22 protein-coding genes are annotated in these 19,582 nt (G+C 42.1%); 1 reads left to right on the top strand and 21 read right to left on the bottom strand.

Annotated elements, in window-relative coordinates; all coding sequences use genetic code 11:
* Positions 1-101 precede the first annotated feature (101 nt).
* The 21 genes from spo0A to spoIIIAA all read right to left on the bottom strand — a co-directional run bounded on the left by spo0A (position 102) and on the right by spoIIIAA (position 18,912).
* Positions 102-896, bottom strand: coding sequence for a sporulation transcription factor Spo0A (spo0A, locus tag A374_RS01045; protein ID WP_007200309.1), 795 nt, complete (start codon positions 894-896; stop codon positions 102-104).
* Positions 897-1,140: 244 nt separating this feature from the next.
* The gene (gene spoIVB, locus A374_RS01050; RefSeq protein ID WP_007200310.1) at positions 1,141-2,448 is read right to left on the bottom strand and encodes a SpoIVB peptidase; all 1,308 of its coding nucleotides are present in this window, start codon (positions 2,446-2,448) and stop codon (positions 1,141-1,143) included.
* A 131-nt stretch (positions 2,449-2,579) separates the two neighbouring features.
* Positions 2,580-4,292, bottom strand: a complete 1,713-nt coding sequence (gene recN / locus A374_RS01055; protein WP_007200311.1) for a DNA repair protein RecN — start codon at positions 4,290-4,292, stop codon at positions 2,580-2,582.
* 34 nt (positions 4,293-4,326) lie between these two features.
* Complete coding sequence (gene ahrC, locus A374_RS01060; RefSeq protein ID WP_007200312.1) at positions 4,327-4,776, bottom strand: transcriptional regulator AhrC/ArgR; 450 nt, start codon at positions 4,774-4,776, stop codon at positions 4,327-4,329.
* A gap of 149 nt (positions 4,777-4,925) precedes the next feature.
* Complete coding sequence (locus tag A374_RS01065) at positions 4,926-5,753, bottom strand: TlyA family RNA methyltransferase (RefSeq protein WP_007200313.1); 828 nt, start codon at positions 5,751-5,753, stop codon at positions 4,926-4,928.
* Positions 5,750-7,648: a 1-deoxy-D-xylulose-5-phosphate synthase gene (dxs, locus tag A374_RS01070; protein WP_007200314.1), complete on the bottom strand. Its 1,899-nt coding sequence runs from the start codon at positions 7,646-7,648 to the stop codon at positions 5,750-5,752. The genes A374_RS01065 and dxs overlap by 4 nt, the downstream gene beginning before the upstream one ends.
* Positions 7,649-8,208: 560 nt before the next feature.
* Entirely contained in the window at positions 8,209-9,087 is an 879-nt protein-coding gene (locus tag A374_RS01075) for a polyprenyl synthetase family protein (RefSeq protein ID WP_007200315.1), read from the bottom strand.
* On the bottom strand, positions 9,088-9,324 hold the full coding sequence (locus tag A374_RS01080; RefSeq protein ID WP_007200316.1) for an exodeoxyribonuclease VII small subunit: 237 nt from the start codon (positions 9,322-9,324) through the stop codon (positions 9,088-9,090).
* Positions 9,317-10,666, bottom strand: coding sequence for an exodeoxyribonuclease VII large subunit (gene xseA, locus A374_RS01085; protein ID WP_007200317.1), 1,350 nt, complete (start codon positions 10,664-10,666; stop codon positions 9,317-9,319). The genes A374_RS01080 and xseA overlap by 8 nt, the downstream gene beginning before the upstream one ends.
* A 44-nt stretch (positions 10,667-10,710) precedes the next feature.
* A complete protein-coding gene (nusB, locus tag A374_RS01090) occupies positions 10,711-11,106 on the bottom strand; it encodes a transcription antitermination factor NusB (protein WP_007200318.1) in 396 nt (131 codons plus the stop codon).
* A gap of 125 nt (positions 11,107-11,231) precedes the next feature.
* Entirely contained in the window at positions 11,232-11,636 is a 405-nt protein-coding gene (locus tag A374_RS01095) for an Asp23/Gls24 family envelope stress response protein (RefSeq protein WP_007200319.1), read from the bottom strand.
* 17 nt (positions 11,637-11,653) lie between these two features.
* Positions 11,654-13,015: an acetyl-CoA carboxylase biotin carboxylase subunit gene (gene accC, locus A374_RS01100; RefSeq protein ID WP_007200320.1), complete on the bottom strand. Its 1,362-nt coding sequence runs from the start codon at positions 13,013-13,015 to the stop codon at positions 11,654-11,656.
* Positions 13,016-13,027: 12 nt separating this feature from the next.
* Positions 13,028-13,534 (bottom strand): acetyl-CoA carboxylase biotin carboxyl carrier protein, encoded by a 507-nt coding sequence (accB, locus tag A374_RS01105; RefSeq protein ID WP_007200321.1) that lies wholly within the window; start codon positions 13,532-13,534, stop codon positions 13,028-13,030.
* A 259-nt stretch (positions 13,535-13,793) separates the two neighbouring features.
* A complete protein-coding gene (locus tag A374_RS01110; protein WP_007200322.1) occupies positions 13,794-14,339 on the bottom strand; it encodes a SpoIIIAH-like family protein in 546 nt (181 codons plus the stop codon).
* A 3-nt stretch (positions 14,340-14,342) separates the two neighbouring features.
* Positions 14,343-14,993 carry a stage III sporulation protein AG gene (gene spoIIIAG / locus A374_RS01115; protein ID WP_007200323.1) on the bottom strand — a complete coding sequence of 217 codons (651 nt, stop codon included), beginning with the start codon at positions 14,991-14,993 and terminating at the stop codon, positions 14,343-14,345.
* A complete protein-coding gene (gene spoIIIAF / locus A374_RS01120; protein WP_007200324.1) occupies positions 14,990-15,616 on the bottom strand; it encodes a stage III sporulation protein AF in 627 nt (208 codons plus the stop codon). The genes spoIIIAG and spoIIIAF overlap by 4 nt, the downstream gene beginning before the upstream one ends.
* A gap of 11 nt (positions 15,617-15,627) precedes the next feature.
* On the bottom strand, positions 15,628-16,821 hold the full coding sequence (gene spoIIIAE / locus A374_RS01125; protein WP_007200325.1) for a stage III sporulation protein AE: 1,194 nt from the start codon (positions 16,819-16,821) through the stop codon (positions 15,628-15,630).
* Positions 16,822-16,844: 23 nt separating this feature from the next.
* Positions 16,845-17,234 (bottom strand): stage III sporulation protein AD, encoded by a 390-nt coding sequence (gene spoIIIAD / locus A374_RS01130; protein ID WP_083841906.1) that lies wholly within the window; start codon positions 17,232-17,234, stop codon positions 16,845-16,847.
* 15 nt (positions 17,235-17,249) lie between these two features.
* Positions 17,250-17,456, bottom strand: a complete 207-nt coding sequence (gene spoIIIAC, locus A374_RS01135; RefSeq protein ID WP_007200327.1) for a stage III sporulation protein AC — start codon at positions 17,454-17,456, stop codon at positions 17,250-17,252.
* A 17-nt stretch (positions 17,457-17,473) separates the two neighbouring features.
* Complete coding sequence (gene spoIIIAB / locus A374_RS01140) at positions 17,474-17,989, bottom strand: stage III sporulation protein SpoIIIAB (protein WP_007200328.1); 516 nt, start codon at positions 17,987-17,989, stop codon at positions 17,474-17,476.
* A complete protein-coding gene (gene spoIIIAA, locus A374_RS01145) occupies positions 17,986-18,912 on the bottom strand; it encodes a stage III sporulation protein AA (protein ID WP_007200329.1) in 927 nt (308 codons plus the stop codon). The genes spoIIIAB and spoIIIAA overlap by 4 nt, the downstream gene beginning before the upstream one ends.
* A 363-nt stretch (positions 18,913-19,275) precedes the next feature.
* Between spoIIIAA and A374_RS21020 the strand changes: the two genes are divergently transcribed.
* A partial coding sequence (locus A374_RS21020) for a hypothetical protein (protein ID WP_083841907.1) occupies positions 19,276-19,582 on the top strand: 307 nt, incomplete at its 3' end.

Genomic DNA, 19,582 nt, shown 5'->3' on the forward strand with positions numbered 1-19,582 from the left:
TATGACCGATTAATCCCAATGGTTAGTAGCACAAAAACAAAGAAAGCACTATAAAAAGGCAAAATGCCTTTTCATAGTGCTTGTGTTGTTTATCGATTCTTTCAAACGACTGATTTATGCTCAATTCGTAATTTATCTGCGACCATCGCGATGAATTCTGAATTCGTTGGTTTTGCTTTCGTCATTGAAACGGTATAGCCGAACAACGAAGAAATGCTATCAATGTTCCCACGACTCCATGCAACCTCAATGGCATGGCGAATGGCACGCTCTACACGGCTGCTCGTCGTATTAAATTTCTTCGCAATATCCGGATACAATACTTTTGTAATCGAGCCTAATAGCTCAATATCGTTATACACCATAGAAATTGCTTCACGTAAGTACATGTATCCTTTAATATGAGCCGGAACACCAATCTCATGAATAATGCTCGTAATGCTCGCATCTAAGTTACGCGGTTGTTTTACGGCATGTGACGTTTGTCGCGAACTTTGTGGTCTTGTTGAGAATCCTTGGTCTGAACCACATACGGCACGAATTTGACTAGCAAGGTTTTCCATATCAAACGGTTTCAAAATAAAATAGGCAACGCCTAAGTCGACCGCTTTTTTCGTAACATCTTCTTGACCGAACGCTGTAAGCATAATAACCGTTGGCTGAGGGAGCTGCTCGTTTGCTCGAATTCTCTCAAGAACCGCCAAGCCATCGAGATGCGGCATAATTATATCAAGCACAAGAACGTCCGGCTGGTGCGTCTCCACCATATTTAAACATTCTTGCCCGTTATAAGCCACCCCTTGAACCTCCATATCCTCTTGGTTCGTGAGATATTCTTTCAATAAACTAGTTAGTTCTCGGTTATCATCCGCCAAACAAACTTTTATCTTATGCACGAATATTCCTCCCTATCTTACATTTTCTTCTATTCCACTTTAGTATTTCCACAAAAAACCTGTTTTCCCTTTATTTTTTCTCAAAATATTGTTTTTTTAGGGAATAAGGCGTATATTCTTCAATTATCTCATGTTTTCGACACTTCTCATCTTTTCCATATGAAGATGTCGAATTTTCTTTATGTATTGTTATTGTACAAAATATTCCTGTAAAAGTCTAAGGAAAAAAAGCAGAGATGGCTCGTTAGCCGGCTCTCTGCTTATCACTACCATATAATTTAATCCCAGCTTCTTCTAGCATCCACTCGATATGAACACCATAACCTGACGTTGGATCATTCACAAAAACATGGGTAACCGCCCCGATTAATTTACCGTTTTGTATAATAGGGCTACCGCTCATTCCTTGAACAATGCCACCTGTTTTCTTTAACAATTTAGGATCGGTTACTTTAATAACCATTCCTTTAATGGCAGGAAACTTTTGTGGAACCGAGCTTACAACTTCCACATTAAACGCTTGGACTTTCGTGCCATCAACAACGGTTAAGATTTGCGCTGGCCCTTCTTTTACCTCATCCGAAAAAGCGACCGACATCGGTTGATCCCATTTTCCATTCGATAAACCGCTGTTTAGTTTCCCGAAAATTCCAAAAGGACTATTACGAGTAATCCCTCCGATGCTTTCATTTTCGTTTGAAAAACGCGCTAGTTTTTCCCCTGGATGGCCGTTGCTACCTTTTTCAATAGATGTAACCGTTGAATTTAAAATTTCTCCATTATTCACAACAATCGGTTGTTTCGTATCCATATCGGAGATGACATGACCTAAAGCACCATACTTAAACGTATCCGGTTGATAAAATGTCAAGGTTCCGACACCTGCTGCCGAATCACGGATGTATAAGCCGATTCGAAAGCTAAGGTCGTTTTTATCTTGGAGTGGTGTTAACGTACGGTGATAGGTTTTTTTCTGCCGAATTACGGTAACATTTAATGGTTCTCCCGTCTTTCCAGCTTGTTTGACAAAGGGAGCAACATCCCCCATTTTTGTAATGCTTTGTCCGTTAATTTTCGTAATAATGTCACCAATTTGTATGTTTGCAATTTCACCTGGTGACTTTTGTCCTTTTTTCGTATTCACTAAATGGTGGCCAACGACAAGAACGCCCAATGTATTCAGTTTCACACCAATGGATTGCCCACCCGGAACTACTTTTAACTCCGGCAATGAACGAACGGCCATTTTCTTCATTGGAAAATGCCCAGCTTCTAGTGTGACCACAGAATCACCATCCTCATGAGCATTAACTGAAAATGAGTGCTGATTGTCTCGTTGACCAACTGTTACAACTCCACGAGACGCGTCTTCTTTTCCAACAGAAACATGCGTACCCGCTGGCATATTTGAAATGGTTCGTTGGTCTCCTGAAAAGATGTTAATTCCTTGTGGCACGTTTATAAAATCCCGGACAGGTTGTAAAAAACCAATACCAACAAGACATCCTAAAAGAATTACCCCAAATATCCGCCTTATATAATCTTTAACCATTGTTCGTTCTCCTCTCAAAAAAACCTACACCTCCAACATGGCTGTAATAATTACTTTTGCCTTAGAACTCCGAGATTATAACCGGCAAACAAGAAAAAGCTACCCTCAATTGGATAGCTTTTGCATGAATATTAAGAGCTTTTTTTGATTTCTTCAGCAAGCAGGAGCAGTTCTTGTGCATGTTGTTTCGTCAATTCAGTCATTTCCACACCGGAGATCATGCGGCCAATTTCATCCGCTTTTTGTAGGGAATCCAGCGCAATGACATTTGTTGTCGTTCGTTCATTACTGATGTGCTTTGAAATATGAAGGTGTGTATCTGCCATAGCCGCTACTTGAGGAAGATGCGTAATACAAAGCACTTGAGACCCAATAGACACGCGATAAATCTTTTCAGCAATGGCTTGTGCTACGCGACCACTTACACCCGTATCCACTTCATCAAAAATGATGGCTGTAATGCCTTGATGCTCAGAAAAAATGGATTTGAGTGCCAAAATAACCCGTGATAATTCCCCACCAGAGGCTACTTTTGCCAGCGGCTTTAATGGCTCTCCTGGGTTAGTGGAAATATAAAATTCAACTTGATCGCTACCATGCTTCGTAAATTCTGGCACACGCTCTCCTTCTTGGTCTACCGTTAACGAGCCGATTCGTATGTCAAAAATGGTCTTTTCCATGTAAAGCTCTTTTAGCTCTTGATGAATCGCTTCCGTCAGTTCAGTACCTAACGCTTTGCGATGATTATGTAAGGAGGAAGCGACATTTTGCAAGGCTTGCTGTATTTCCGACAGGTCATGGCGAAGCGCTTCAATGTTGCTATCTTTGTTTTGCAACAGCTCTAGTTCTTTTTCAATGGTTGCTGCATAGTCAATAATTTCGTTCACTGTGTGACCATATTTTCGTTTCAGCTTACTAATATCGTTTAAGCGACCTTCAATATAATCCAAACGCGCTGGATCAAATTCTAATGACTCCAAATAATGGCGAATAGATGAAGCCGCTTCTTCTAGAGCATAATAATGATTCCCTACGTTTTCTTCCATATGCTGAAGCGCCTCGTCTAAATGAGAAACATTTTGCAACGAATGAAGCGCCAACGAAACAAATTCAATGCCACGCTGCTCTCCATAGAGAGATTGATACGCGTCTTGTAAATTGTTATACAGCTTTTCATAATTGCCAAGCTTCGTTCGTTCTTCTTGAAGCTGATCATCTTCATCTTGCTTTAATTCGGCTAGCGAAATTTCCTCAAGCTGATAATGGATTAAATCAAGCCGTTGATTGACCTGCTGTTCATTTTCAGTTAAATGACGCAGTTTCTTCTGAAGCTCTTTATAGCGTTCATAAAGCATTTGATATTCTTGAAGCGTCTCAGCCATTTCTTCGCCACCAAAGCTATCTAGCAACGCTAAATGCATATCAGGTTGTAACAAATATTGCGTTTCATGCTGTCCATGAATATCGACTAACGCTTGCCCTACTTCTTTTAATAACGTTAAGGTGACGAGCTTGCCGTTAATGCGACAAATGCTTTTTCCTGCGTCTGTAATATCTCGCTTTAAAACAATCATACCATCCGAAAGATCAATGCCTAGCGCTTCTGCTTGTTCAAAAACAGGATGTGGCTCTTCTACAAGAAATAAGCCTTCTATTTCTGCTTTTGCAGTGCCGTAGCGGACAAATTCAGATGAACCTCGTCCGCCGATCAGCAAGCCAATGGCGTCAATAATGATGGATTTTCCGGCTCCGGTTTCTCCGGAAAGAACCGTTAGCCCTTTTTGGAATGAAATGGTTAGCGTGTCAATAATCGCGAAATTGCGAATGGTTAACTCTGCTAGCAAATAGTATCACACCTTACAATTTAATTTCCTAAAGTTACAACATATCTAAAAAACGTTGTGAAACAAGGGGTGAGCCTTCTTTGGAACGACAAATGACTAAAATAGTATCGTCTCCACAAATGGTTCCCATGATTTCTTCCCAATCAAGTTTATCAATTAACGCACCAATGGCATTCGCATTTCCTGGCATCGTTTTCATTACAATTAAATGATCAGCCTGATCAATGCTAACGAAGCTATCAATCAGTGTACGTCGTAACTTTTGCAGCGGATTAAAGCGTTGATCTGCAGGTAGACTATATTTATATCGACCATCCGACATCGGAACTTTAACAAGATGAAGCTCCTTTATATCTCGTGAGACAGTAGCTTGCGTCACGTTAAAATGAGCATTGCGTAGTTCTTCGACGAGATCATCTTGAGTTTCGATTTCTTTATGGGCAATGATTTCTCTAATTTTTATATGACGTTGTCCTTTATTCACGTCTTCACCTCATTGTTTGCTCTTCTGTATTGTTTAAATAATCTGCCTTTATCTTATAATATTGTACCCATCTTGTACATTCTTTCTCTTACACCATCCATTTTAAAAGAAAACGCCCGCATCGATAAGAAAGATGCGAGCGTCACACATTATGCCTCTTTGTCTGTCTTTTTAAAAGACTGATGTGCGTCTTTTACAACTTGCTTCACTTCGGCATCTGAAAAGGGCACTTCTTCCTCATCTACCGCCTGTAAATGCACGATAAACTCAATATTCCCCTCACCACCAGTAATCGGGGAAAAGGAAAGATGGCGAATCGCAAACCGCTCACGTTGCGCAAAGCGGATAATTTCTGTAATTACGCGCTCATGTACCGCGGGATCCCGCACGATGCCTTTTTTTCCCACATCTTCTCTGCCCGCTTCAAACTGTGGCTTAATTAAAGCCATCACTTCGCCTCCTGGCATAATGAGCTCTCGAAGGACCGGCAAAATCAATTTCAAGGATATAAAGGACACATCAATCGTAGCAAAGTTCGGCAACCCTTTTGGTAAGTCCGCGCTTTGAACATAGCGGAAGTTCGTTCGCTCCATCACATGAACACGTTCATCTTGTCGCAACTTCCACGCAAGCTGATTATAGCCAACATCTAGTGCGTAAACGAAGGCTGCCCCATTTTGCAGAGCACAATCGGTAAATCCGCCCGTTGATGCCCCAATGTCAAGCATCGTTACGCCTTTTAATTGCAAACCAAACGAATGAATGGCTTTTTCTAATTTTAAGCCTCCCCGACTCACGTACGGAATGGCATTGCCTTTTACTTCAAGAGGAAGCTCACGATCGATTTTCTCCCCTGGCTTATCCAGTCTCTCACTGCCTGAAAACACGATGCCTGCCATAATGGAACGCTTCGCTTTTTCACGCGTTTCACACAGACCTCGCTCGACGAGCAAGACGTCTACACGTTCTTTTTTCATGTATACAAACCCTTTTTCCGTTTTTCATTCACAAGTTGTTTCGTCCGCTCAACAACAGCATCTGTCGTTAACCCGATTTCTTCTAATAATTTCGTTACGCTACCATGCTCCACAAATACATCAGGAATTCCCATAGCATCAAGTAACACCGGTTGACGATGCTCATTAGCATATTCTAGAACAGCACTGCCGAATCCGCCTTGAAGAACCGCTTCCTCTAACGTTAAAATTGGCAAGTTTGCTTTGAAAATTTGTTGCATCATGTCATGATCAAATGGCTTAATAAAGCGAGCATTAACAACCGAAACAGAAATTCCTTCTTTAGCAAGACGTTCCCACGCTTCCAAGGCCATTGGAATCGTTGTACCAAAGGTTAAAATAACAGCATCTGTGCCTTCTTTTAACAGTTCCCAGCTACCGATCGGAATTTCTTCTAGCTCGGCATCCATCTCGACGCCTAACCCATTTCCACGAGGATAACGAATGGCAATCGGACCGTCATTATATTTAAGCGCTGTATGCACAAGATGTTGAAGTTCATTCTCATCTTTACCCATGGCAATAACCATGTTTGGCATGTGACGCATAAAGGCAATATCAAACACCCCTTGATGTGTTTCCCCATCGGCACCAACAAGACCAGCACGATCAATCGTAAGGACGACGTTTAAATTTTGACGAGCGACATCGTGAAGCAACTGATCGTAGGCACGTTGTAAGAAGGTAGAGTAAATCGATAGAACAGGCTTCATATCTTGTGTCGCAAGTCCAGCAGCCATCGTCATCGCATGTTGCTCCGCAATCCCGACATCAAAAAGTCGATCTGGGAATTTTTCTGCATATTTTTCAAGTTTTGAGCCAAGAATCATGGCAGGTGTAATAACAACGATGCGCTCATCCGTTTCAGACATCGTTACGAGCGTATCGGTTACAAGCTGGCTATAGGAAGGACCTGCTTGTTTTGTTTTAATTTTTTCGCCTAATTCAATCTTATAAGGCCCTACTCCATGCCAATTATCAACTTGATCGAGTTCAGCCGGCTTATACCCTTTGCCTTTTTTCGTTAAAACATGAACGATAACCGGACCTTTTGTTTTCTTCGCGTATTGTAAGTTTTCTTCGAGATCGGATAAATCGTGACCATCAACAGGGCCAAGATACGTATAACCAAGCTCTTCAAAGAACATTCCCGAAACAAGCATATACTTCAGGCTATCTTTCAAGCGTTCTGCTGTAGCTGCCAGTTTCCCGCCAAAAGCTGGAATTTTACGAATCAAGCTTTCGAGCTCTTCTTTCGCCTTGTTGTATTTACGCGCGGTACGCATGCGTCCTAACACGCTATGAAGGGCCCCTACGTTTGGAGCGATTGACATTTCATTGTCATTTAAAATAACAATTAAGTCTTTTTTCTCATGACCGATATGGTTTAACGCTTCAAGAGCCATTCCACCTGTTAAGGCACCATCACCGATGACAGCGACTACTTTTTCATCGGTTTTCTTTATATCGCGGGCTGTTGCCATCCCCATTGCTGCAGAAAGCGATGTGGAACTATGTCCCGTTTCCCAAACATCATGCTCGCTTTCATTGCGCTTCGGAAAGCCACATAGACCTTTGTATTGACGAAGCGTATCAAATTGTTTCATTCGTCCAGTTAAAATTTTATGAATATATGCTTGATGTCCTACATCCCAAATGAATTTATCTTTTGGGCTATCAAATACTTTATGAAGAGCTAGCGTTAATTCTACTACGCCTAAATTTGCTCCAAGGTGTCCCCCGGTCACTGAAAGCTTACTAATTAAAAACTGGCGAATATCCTTAGCCAGGTACTTTAACTGCTGCTGATCATATGACTTTAAAAACTGAGGGTTTTGAATATCTTCCAGTTTCATGGAAAATCCTCGCTTTCCAGTTTAATTCTCTCTCTTCCTCTTCTAGAGAAATGATTGTGCTACTGTTATTTTTCCCTAAACCCTTATAATAAATGGCAAGAAATGAAAGTAAGTACTAATTTTTTATTTATATAAAGAGCTTTTACGTTTATTCGATAACGAAAGATTCATAAAAGTTGCTTTATAATCGTTTTTTGTGAAGAAGTACTTCTAGTTTATTGAGGGAAGGTACTGTCCCATTCCATCTCCACAGCCTAACGCATCGTGACACCGATTATCGCTAAGCATTATGTGATACTATGCCCATCATACACCACTTGTCTCAACGGGGAAAGTCATTTCTCCTAGACGCATGTAAAGCAGATGAACGCAAACAATGCCGTTAACACGGATGTGATAACGGCATTACCAGGTTTTCATTTCTACGCTTTCAAGGAATTCGCTGTCCGTTTTCAGTGACCGTGCTGTAGGTTATGTAAGGCGGTTTTTATAGTCACCGCTTTTTTCCATTTAAATATGTTCTATCATAGCACATTCTACGGAGAGCAACAATTGTAAGCTTAATGGTTTCGCTGCACAACATAATCGGCAATGCTCGCTAGCAGCTCCGTTTGAATACCTGCTTGTGTTAAATGTGTTTTCGCTTGAGCCAAGTGGCCCATTAATTGATCTTTCGCTCCTTGAAGCGTTAAAAGTTTTGGATAGGTGCTTTTGTTATTATGTTCATCGCTGCCCACTTGTTTCCCCATCACTTGCGAGTCACCTTGAACATCTAAGATATCATCTTGAATTTGAAAAGCAATGCCTAAGTGATAGCTATAGCGTTGCAAATGATCAAATGCCTCGTTTGAAACACCGCCTAAAATCGCTCCAAAGGAAACGGCTGCTTCCAATAACTTCCCAGTCTTTCGCTCGTGAACACGTTGGAGTTCTGTTAAAGTTAGTTGCTGATCTTCGGATTCCATATCGGCCATTTGTCCACCAACCATGCCCTCTGCACCAGCTGCTTTTGCAAGCAATGCTAACAATGCAACCTTTTGATCAGCCGTATAATGGGGACTCGCCGCAATCAGTTCAAAACTAACAGTTAAAAGTCCATCTCCAGCGAGCACAGCCGTCGCTTCACCAAACACTTTATGATTGGTCGGCTTCCCTCTACGAAAATCATCATCATCCATACACGGAAGGTCATCATGAATTAATGAATACGTATGAACGACTTCTAAGGCACATGCTGCTTCAAGACCGATTTCTAGTGGCTTACCACATGCTTCGAGAACCGCTAATACTAATATAGGACGCAAGCGCTTGCCGCCAGCTTGCAGAGAATAGAGCATGGACTCTTGCAAGGATTGCGGAATCTTTTTCTCAGCAAAGATCTGATAAAGCTCTTTTTCTATGATTTCTTTTTTCTCTTGCAAATAGTGTACAATGTTCATTTAATTCTCTTCTTCCTTTAAGATAAAAGGAGATGCTTCTCCGTTTTCATTCATAATAACATCCATTTTCTTTTCAATGTTTTGAAGTTTTGTATGACAAGTTTTTGAAAGCTCCATTCCTTGTTGAAAAAGCTCAATGCTTTTTTCGAGAGGAACATCGCCTTCTTCTAATGAGTCAACAATGTCTTCTAATTGCTTCATTGCCTCTTCAAACGTTAATGGTTGCTGATCAGTCATGTTTTTTTCCTCCTATCTCAGAAACGTGACAATCAAGAGTACCGTCTTGTAATTGCACGGTGACAGCCTCTCCTACTTCTACATCTTGTACGGACTTTACCAATTGCTCTTCTTTTGAAAAGACGAGACTGTACCCCCGCTCCATCACAGCAAGCGGGCTTAATGCATTTAGTTTTGCCAATTCATTTGTAAAGGAAACTTTCGCTTTCTCCAAACGTTGCTTCATCGCACGCTCTAATGCTTTGACTTTTTTGGCTTGTTCTTCTTTTAACGTTGTCACCTTTTGTACAGGTGAAAAATAAGCAAGCTGGCGTGAAAGCTGCAGAAGCTGTTGCTTTTTTTGCTGTATATTTTGCTTGCTTACTTTAAGTAATTGCTCCATCAGGCGATCCAGTTCTTGTTCTTTTTGCTTCACGAGCTGATTGGGATAGCGAAACGCATAGGATTTTTGAAGAGAAGCTAGCTGACGCTTACTTTGATCAACGTGCCGCTTCATCGCTTGTTGAAGGCGATGTGTGCGCTGTGCTAACCGCTCACGTAACTCATCGATATGAGGAACTGCTAATTCTGCCGCGGCCGTTGGCGTAGGTGCGCGCAAATCAGCGACAAAGTCAGCAATCGTAAAGTCGGTTTCATGACCGACTGCTGAAATAATTGGAATCGTGGAAGCAGCCATTGCACGCGCAACAATTTCTTCATTAAAAGCCCACAATTCTTCAATGGAGCCACCTCCTCGTCCAACAATCATGACGTCATGTCGCAATTGGTGAGCTTGCTCAATAGCAGCTACAATCGAACGAGAAGCTTGTGGTCCTTGAACGAGGACTGGATAAAGAATGACTTGCGCAACAGGAAAACGGCGTTTAATGGTTGTGAGAATGTCACGTACAGCCGCGCCAGTAGGCGAGGTAATAACCGCTATCTTATTCGGAAAAGCTGGGATGGGACGCTTACGTTCTTGTGCAAACAACCCTTCGTCCTGTAGCGTTTGTTTCAGCTGCTCGTACGCTAGATGAAGATCACCAATGCCATCTTTTTTCATGGCACGCGCATAGAGCTGGTATTGCCCCATCGGCTCGTACACAGACACTTCTCCTTGAATAAGCACTTTCATCCCGTTTTCTGGTTGAAAGGGCAAAAAGCGATTATTGCCAGCAAACATAACCGCATTCATTTTTGAATGTTCATCCTTTAATGTAAAATACAAATGACCGCGGCTATGTCGTTTGACATTAGAAAGCTCACCGCGGACCCATACGTTATTTAACTGGCTATCTTCTTCAAACACTCGTTTTATGTAGCGAGTAACAGTGCTAATTGGTACATAACGGTCGTTTGGCATAATATTACTCCTTGTTTTGTACGGTGTTTGTAATCCTTGCTTCCTTATTTAGAAAATTGTTTCGTAATTTTTACGAGTACACCATTTACAAAGCGCCCTGATTCTTCGCCACCAAATACTTTGGCAAGTTCAATTGCTTCGTTCATGGAAACATTGATCGGAATATCTGCTTCAAATTTCATTTCATAGACGGCGAGGCGCAGCACCGCTTTTTCTACATTGGCAAGACGTGAAAAACTCCAATTTTCCAAATGTTGTTCAATCAATGTATCAATCTCTTCTTTATGAGCCATCGTTCCAAGTACGAGTGAACGTAAAAATTCATCCTCACGCTCGCCTTCTTCAAGTACATGCCCCATTGCTACTTTCGGTTCGATATCGCTCACTTCAATTTGGAATAGCGATTGAAAAGCTTTTTCCCTTGCTAATCTACGTTTCATGTCTTACTTCCTTTCTCGTTCAACCCTCTGTATGAAAAAATCATACCATATGTTTGACTGCAATCAAAATGATTCTCTACTACCATCGACCCAAAAAAATAAAGGGGATACGCTTATCCCCTTTATTAATAGGCTTCCGGTGCTTCTAGCGGCTTTTCTTTTGTATCAAATTGAACACCGACGACAAAGATATTAATCTCGCTCGCTTCTAAAGCCGTCATGCTTTTTAAGCCTTGACGAATTTGGTCTTGAATTCCTTGTGCTACTTCTGGAATTGAAACACCGAATTTCATAATGACGTACACACTTACGATAATTCCTTCGTCACCAAGTTCTACTTTTACCCCTTTGTTATGGGCCTTTTTACCGAATCGTTCTGCAACACCCGTTGCAAAGTTTCCTCTCATGGAGGCTACTCCTTCTACATCAGAAGCTGCGATACTTGCAATGACTTCGATGACTTCAGGAGAGATCTCCACACGTCCAAGTTCTGAATGATGTTCTTCCATTTCAAAAGTAAGCTCACTCATTCCTTACACCTCCGTGCCTATTTTGCAGTATTTGACGTTAAATCATGAATTTCTAAAAACTTCGTATTAAAATCGCCACTTACGAACGTTGGGTGGTTTAATAGACGAATATGGAATGGGATCGTCGTATGAACCCCTTCAATCACAAATTCACTTAAAGCGCGTTTCATGCGATCAATGGCTTCTTGTCGCGTTGCTCCATACGTAATCAGCTTGGCAATCATCGAATCGTAATAAGGTGGAATTGCATAACCAGGATACACCGCAGAATCAACACGCACGCCGAGTCCACCTGGTGGTAAGTACATTTCAATCGTTCCAGGAGATGGCATAAAGTTCTTATCTGGGTTTTCTGCATTTATGCGGCACTCAATGGACCAGCCATTAAATTCAACATCTTCTTGACGTAATGTTAGGCGTTCTCCCGAAGCGACGCGAATTTGTTGTTTAATTAAGTCGATGCCCGTTACCATTTCCGTTACCGGGTGCTCTACTTGAATACGCGTATTCATTTCCATGAAATAAAAATCACCCGTATTGTGATCGAAAATAAATTCAACCGTTCCTGCACCTGCGTAATCAACTGCTTCGGCAGCACGAACCGCTGCTTGGCCCATTTCACTACGCTTTTCTGGTGTAATCGCTGGTGAAGGCGTTTCTTCCACAAGCTTTTGGAGACGGCGCTGAATGCTACAATCACGTTCACCAAGATGAATAACGTTTCCGTAATGATCCGCTAACACTTGAATTTCAACGTGACGGAAGTCTTCAATGAATTTTTCAATGTACACACCTGGATTACCAAATGCAGTAGCTGCTTCTTGTTGCGTAATGGAAATTCCTTTTAGCAATTCCGCTTCTGTTCGAGCGATACGAATCCCTTTACCACCACCACCGGCAGTCGCTTTAATAATAACAGGATACCCAATTTCTTCCGCCAGTTCAACTGCTTCCTCTGGACTTCCGATAATTCCTTCTGATCCTGGAACAATGGGAACGCCCGCTTCTTTCATTGTGGCGCGCGCGACATCTTTAATCCCCATTTTATTAATCGCTTGTGCACTCGGTCCAACAAACTTTACATTGCACTCTGCACAAATTTCTGCGAAATCGGCATTTTCAGCTAAGAAGCCGTAACCTGGGTGAATGGCATCACTTCCCGTTAACATCGCTGCGCTCATAATGTTTGTAAAGTTTAAATAGCTTTCTTTAGACGTTTTTGGTCCGATACAATACGCTTCATCCGCTAGACGAACATGCAATGCATCTTTATCCGCTTCAGAATAAACCGCGACCGTTTCAATATTCATTTCTTTACACGCACGAATAATGCGTACGGCAATTTCTCCACGATTGGCTACAAGTAGTTTTTTAATCATCAAAAAACACCTCTATTCTGCTTTCACTAAAAAGAGGGGCTGACCATACTCAACGAGTTGCCCATTTTCAACAAGGATCTCTACAATTTCCCCATTTACTTCTGCTTCAATTTCATTAAAAAGCTTCATTGCTTCGACGATACACACGATCGAATCTTTGCTAACTTTATCGCCTTTCGCTACATAGGCGGCTTGATCAGGCGTTGGTGAAGCGTAAAACGTCCCTACCATTGGCGATTCAATTTTATGTAAGTTTGCATCGTTTTGAGCAGGTGCTTCTACTTGAGGAGCCTCGGTTTTTTGCACTGCAACTGGGGCAGGTTGTGCTACCGGCGCTGCAATCGGTGCAACAGCTTGTGGAGCAAGAGCTACCTGTGTAGGCGCAACTTCTGCTGCTTGAACTGTTACTTCATTTTTCTTAAGAAGAATGGTTTCCCCATCATTCTCATACTTAAACTCATCAATGCTTGACTTGTCGATTAATTTAATTAGTTCGCGAATTTCTTGTATTTTCAACACGCAATGTCCACTCCTTTTTCTTCTTTCATATGCTGTGCTGCTATTAGTTTACTACCATTTTTAATACCTGGTACCAATAAAGCATATCATAATCTCTCGAACCTGAATAGATAGAATCATGACCTATCTTTATAGTACCGTAAAACTTAATATTTTGTAAGCAATCGCCTTTTTAGCTTTTCCCTGATCCTTACCGCTCATACTCACTCTTCTGCCTCTAAACGCTTTACAACATAAAAAAAGTCAGGGAGGCCCTGACTCATTTTGCTGGTTTTTGAAATTCAACGGCAACATCTTGTTTACCAAGCTGTTCTTTCGCTTTCTCCATAATCGTTACCGCATCTTTTTTAGAAGACTCCTTACCTTTTACGATAATTTTCACTTCCTGATCGTACGTATTGACTAGTGCATCATCGTAACCCATTGTTTTAATGAGCGTTTCTAGCGTTGTTTCTTTCATATTTAAACTTTGTAACTCTGACATTTTTTCCATTGCTTTTGTTTGCGCTTCCGCTGTTGCGTTAGGCTCGGCAATCGCTGCTGTATATTGGCTATTTAATTGATCACGTGTTTCTTCGCGCTTCATACGGAGTGCTGTAAAGCTATCATCACTAGAAGAATTCGTAACCGTTGCTTGTGATTTTTTTGTTTCTTTCGTTTTGGTTGTTTTCATTTCTGACGCATTTTTGCCTTTATTCACATAGGCTAAATCATCATTTGGACCAGGCGCTGTAATATAGTAAACAGATAGGACAATGATTAAGCTTAACATCGTTAGTAGCCAAACCGTTTGCTTCTTTAACATTTTTTATTCCCCCTCATACTTTTTTGGAATGACCGATACGTGGTCACTGCCAATGTTAAATACTTTTGTAACTGCATCCACAATCATCTCTTTTACTTTCAAATTATCAGCGCCTTCTGCTGCAACGATTACACCGCGTACTTTTGGCTTTTCTGTCGTTATGACGATTGGACTTTCTTGATCGCTCGTTTTAATGCGGACGATTTCTCGGCTTGTCTTCAATTCATTGATGGTGCGTTCGCCACCGTTTTTATCTGTCTCTTTCGTTGTTTGGTTTTGCCGATTTTCATTTTTTTCAATTTGTTTAATTTCTGTTGTATCAAGCGTGACCATCACTTGGACTTTTTGCACGCCCGCGACTTGTTCGAGTATGCTTTTTAATTGACTACCGTACTCTGTTTCATATTCTGTAAATGATTTTGAAGAAGAAGCGCTAAAGTTTTTAATAACAGGTGCTGTTTCTTTTGACGTTGAAAAAGTGGATGCAGGCGTACTTTGAGGTTGCGTACTACTTGGTGAAAAAAGCCTGCCTGCAATCATGAGACCAAAGCCTACTAGAAGAAGAAACCAAATGTAAGGTGGTGGTCCTTTTTTGCCTGTTTTCTTTCCAAGCCGATCATTGAGTGCGCCTAGCATTTCACGGATTTGCTTCACGGCCCCGCTCCCTCCTCTCCTTCCATGTAAACGTGAACGTTCGTCTTTTTCATCTTCCACTTTTGCGATAAATACGTACGAAGCGCTTCATGGTCGTGTGAAGAGGTGAGTGCAGTTTGGTTTTGTGACGTTTCAATCTTAACCGTTTGGACAGCTGCTACGCTCGTGCCTTGTGTGACTTGTCCGACGGTAACTTTCACAGCATTGATTTGCTCTGGAGCAACTTCCTCTGAAACAACACCTTGCTTCGTTATAAACTGCAAATCCGTAATACTCACACCATAGGCTTTCTTCAACTCCTCTTTCACGTCGTTTTTCATTTGGACACGCATTTGCTTAGATATATATGCAGCTTGTTGTGATTCTATTTCTTTTTTTCGCATTTCTAGTGAATTTTTCATATGACCTTCTCGCACGCTTTCGCCTGTAGCTGCTTCTAGAAGCTGATCGCCTTTTACGCCTGCTAGTTTTAATAAGGGCGAGAGGATTGCCAGCATCAGCAATAAGCCGATCACCATCTTAATATATTTTTGAAATTGATTGTTGGGTACGAGCATCTCGACGAAAATACCAAGCAAGATCACAAGCACAATATTAGAGACCCACTCCGAAAGAAACGTCATTATTTCACCTACTATCTCACCATTAACGATAGATTGCCTGCAGCCACAATGATCGTAATCGCTAGAAAAAACATAATGGATACCGTCGCTAATGCCGCAAATACGTAAAAGACACTTTTACCGATTATTTGTAAGCAATCAATAATAGGGCCGCCGCCTAATGGCTGTAAAATAGCTGCTGCAAACGTGTAGATAAAGCCAAGCACAAGCACTTTGACAGCGGGGAAAATCGCAAGTAAGAGCAACATAACGACTCCAGCAATCCCCACCGTATTTTTTAATAATAAGGAAGCACTCATGACTGTTTCTGTTGCTTCTGTAAACATACGTCCGACGACAGGAATAAAGTTTCCTGTTACAAACTTTGCGGTTTTCATCGTAATGCCATCGCTTACGGCCGTTGTTGCGCCTTGCACGCTGATTACACTAATAAAAACGGTAAAAAACAAGGCGAGTGCTCCCATGGCCACATTTCGTAAAAGCGTAGCTAACTGTGTAACTTTTAACTGCTCTGACATCGTGCTCACAATGCTTAGAAGCGCTGAAAAAAAGAGCAGCGGCAACACGAATTTATTAATTAATAGCCCGCTAGAATTGACGAGAAATACAACGATCGGATGAAAAAACGCAACGCTCATCATGCCGCCAAGTGTAGCCATTAACGCCAAGACGAGCGGCAGTAAGGCCGTCATAAAATCCATCATCATCTCGATGGCGTCTTTTGCATAGGTCATGCCGAGTCTAAAGCTATTGAGCGCAAGGACGATCAACACCATATAGACGATGGCATACGCTACTTTGCTGACAGTACTTTTTTCAAACGCGGACTGAATCGTTTGTAACAACATGCTGAAAACGGTTAATAAAATGAGCGTGCCTAATAATTTGCCTTGCGCAAATACTTCAAAGAACACGTACTTGACAATGCCTTTCCCCCACTCTTTTAAACTGAAGGTTTTTTCACCTTTAATGAATTCTAACAAGCTTCCTTTTTGCGTTTCTGGCAAATAGCCGCCGTATTCTGACGTAATTTTTTCCCAATAGTTCGTAATATCGTCCGTTCCAAAGCGCGACAGCTGTTCTTCCATAATAGAGTCGGGCAATGGAGACGCCGCTGCCTGTTGTGGGAAGCTTACACCAAAAAGAACTGTCACACCGAGCAGAAGAAAGAATAGAAGGATCCCTTTTTTGGATGGCGTCTTCACCACCCCCTTTACACGTTTTATGATTAGGAAGGAATGAGCTGTAAGACCGTTTCAATAATAATGGAAAGAATCGGAATTGCCATCACGAGAATTAACACTTTACCAGCCAGTTCAATTTTGGAAGCGATCGCTCCCTGACCGGCATCACTCGTAATTTGTGCCCCGAATTCAGCAATATACGCAATGCCGATGATTTTCATAATCGTTTCCACATACATAAAATTGAGATTTGCTTTTTGAGCCACGTTAAAAATCATGCGTAAAACAAGCGCAATTTGATCAATTAAAAATAAGAAGATGGCAATGCCGACAACAAGCGTTAAAATAAAAGCAAAGGACGCTTTTTGTTCTTTTAAGATGAGCGCCAAAAACGTGCCAATAATGCCTAAGCCAACAATTTGTAAGATAGCAATGGCAAAAGCCTCCTTTCAATTTTGAAAAAGGAAGACACTTTTCACCTTTTGAAAGAGATCACTTAGCAAGGAAATGACGATAAATAAGGCAACGATAAACCCAAGCAAAGTTACCCAGTGCGCATAATCTTCCTTTCCTATCATTTTTAGTACGCTATGAAGCATCGCCACAATAATGCCAAGACCGGCAATTTGAAAGACAACATTCACGTCAAACCCCATTTACAAACGCCTCCTGCTTATATCAGCAAAATAATCAACAGCAGTCCACTAAGAACGCCGACACTTTTATATAATTTTTCATACGTAGCAACAGCCGCTGTCGCCTCGTCTAATTCTCGTTCTAAATGAGAAAGTGTCAGTTGAATGTGGCGTTTCTGGTTGTCGCGATCATGACGACCAAGTGTACTACCGAATTGCTGTAACACTTCAAGTTCTGCTTTTTTTAACGAAGAACGCTCGGCAAGTCGTGTTAAGGCTTCCTCCCATAAAATGGGCACCGAGGAGGCTGTTTCCTGCAGCGCGCCAGCAAGTTCACCAAAGAAAGCGGCAATCGGTTCATTGAGTTGGCGACTTAAGTGCCCAAAAGCTTCATCGAGTGGTACGTGCCCGTACATAATTTCCGCTTCTAATGATTGCAGCGCCACCTTCAATTCGCGCAGCTGTTTCGGACGCTCTTTTACTTTTTTGGCCATCGCAAAGCCCATCCAGCTTGTTGAAAATAAAATAAGCGAAGCACCGAGGAAGCTAATCATGTTACGAGCCGTGAACGACCGGTTGCTTGTGTAATGCGACGAACAATGCCTGGTGTTTCTCCTCTAGTTAATTCAATAAACACATCGAAAATTTGTAAGGAAGCTAACGCCTCCAAAGCCGGACGCTTCATTGCTTCTTGTAGTGAATATCCGTGAGCTGTGGCGATTAGCCCTACACCTGCATGCATCGCCTCAATCATCGCTTCAACATCTTCTTTACGACCAATTTCATCGACAATTAGTATTTCAGGGCTCATCGAGCGTATGAGCATCATCATTCCTTCTGCTTTCGGACACGCATCCAACACATCTACGCGACTACCGAGCTCGAATTGAGGAATGCCTCGCACACTGCCTGCAATTTCTGAACGCTCATCGACAATTCCTACTTTTCGCGAGGAAATGCGCGTTTGTTCATCTCCTACACTAATTAACCGAGCCAAGTCACGAAGCAGCGTCGTTTTTCCTGTTTGAGGCGCGCCAATAATTAACGTATTTAACCACCGATTGTTGTCGCACAGCGCTGCTCTTAGCGGTTCTGCACTTCCGATTACTTGGCGAGCAACGCGGATATTAAAAGAACCAATGTCACGGATGGCTTTCACTTCGCCCCGTTCTGTGATTACTTTACCAGCCAGTCCGATCCGGTGGCCGCCCTTAATCGTAATGTAACCTCTTTTCAATTCTTCTTCTAATGCATAAAGCGAGTGACGACTTAATTTACTTAATAGCTGCACACCATCTTCTTCTGAAACATCCTGTCCACCCTTTAACGGCACAAAATGTGGCGTTCCATTGATCATGACTTCCAATGGCTTCTTCAAGCGAACACGAATTTCCTCAATTTGTCCCAATAGACGTGAGGGCAATTGTTGTAACCCAACGCTAAGCCGCTCTGGGAGCATGTCTATAATGTGCTTCACGATAACCACCTCAGAAAAAAATTCGTACTCTACCTTATGCTTGTCTAGCGATAATTATGAGCAAGATGCTTTGAAAAACAAATAGAATTACTTTAGGAAATGGAGAACTAATATAAGAGGGGAAGTGACTATGGATCAAAAGGAGATTTGGCATGATAGTATGCTATTTATGCTGTTTGGTAGCATACACGAGGTTTCTGCTCTTGATTTACCTCAATATTTTGTATTTGATTTGTCTTGCTTGTGCTTTAGGGCCCTTGGGTGCGGAATTCTTTTTTGCGCACGATTCGAGGGGGTCTTGCGCGCGAACGGACTTGGTCTGCGTGCAAATCGAAGGCTCCTGCGTGCGAACCAGAATCTCTTGTGCGCTTCACTCTTTTCGCCATCATTGAAGAGCTTTTACGCTATTTCTTCTCATTTTTGAACGCATTTACGAGAGGATCTCTTCATTTTCTCTTTTTTTCATCCCTTACCTACGTTGTTGGAGGCCATTTACCTGGTCTGCGCGCGAACGGACTGGGTCTGCGCGCGAATGGACTGGGTCTGCGCGCGAATGGACTGGGTCTGCGCGCGAATGGACTGGGTCTGCGCGCGAACGGACCTGGTCTGCGCGCGCATCGAGGGCCTTGCGCGCGAACGGACTGGGCCTTGCGTGCGAACCAGAATCTCT

It is taken from the genome of Fictibacillus macauensis ZFHKF-1 (assembly GCF_000269865.1).
Taxonomy (GTDB): domain Bacteria; phylum Bacillota; class Bacilli; order Bacillales; family Fictibacillaceae; genus Fictibacillus_C; species Fictibacillus_C macauensis.